This window comes from Nocardioides sp. CPCC 206348 (genome assembly GCF_048654705.1).
GTDB lineage: Bacteria > Actinomycetota > Actinomycetes > Propionibacteriales > Nocardioidaceae > Nocardioides.
In genome coordinates, this window is record NZ_JBMCZA010000172.1 from 5111 (window position 1) to 5750 (window position 640).

Consider the following 640-nt stretch of genomic DNA (forward strand, 5'->3'; position numbering starts at 1 on the left):
GCCCCAGCGTGACGGGATCGCCGCATTGGCGCACGTGGACGCAGGGGACGCGGGAGGTACGCGAGGGAGTCCGTCACGGTGAATCCCGTCCGTGGAAGCCCCACTCCCCCACACCCGAAAACGCGAGAACCGGCAGGTCAGAGGCGACCTGCCGGTTCTTGCTGCTTTGGTGGAGCTGAGGGTGTCTGGGTTCATGACACGGGCGACAACTGACACGCGACACAAGAGTCGCGACATAGGCGACAGTCCGATGGCATGTCGAAAGCCCGGGTCGCTGTGCTCAAGGTCATCACCAAAGAACTCTCCGTCACCGCAGCCGCCGCACAGTACGGCTACTCCCGCCAACACCTCCATCGCCTCCTGGCCCGCTACCGCGAGGGCGGACTGGACGCCGTCGATCCCCAGTCCCGGCGACCACACCAACGCCCGAGCGACCACCACCGAAGTCAGCGACCTGATCGTGGAACTGCGCCTGCAACTGATCCGCGACGGACTCGACGCCGGCCCCGTCACCATCGCCTGGCACCTGGCCGAACGAGGGCACCGCGCACCCTCGACCTCGACCATCCGCCGGATCCTGCACAACGCCGGCCTGATCGACCCCGAACCCAGAAAGCGGCCCCGCTCCTCCTACCACCGC

At 67.2% G+C, this 640-nt stretch carries 2 pseudogenes; both read left to right on the forward strand.

The window, feature by feature from the left end:
- Positions 1 to 255: 255 nt before the first annotated feature.
- Positions 256 to 408: pseudogene (locus tag ACOADB_RS13595) on the forward strand (helix-turn-helix domain-containing protein); the annotation flags it as partial.
- A 52-nt stretch (positions 409 to 460) separates the two neighbouring features.
- Positions 461 to 640: pseudogene (locus ACOADB_RS13600) on the forward strand (IS481 family transposase); the annotation flags it as partial.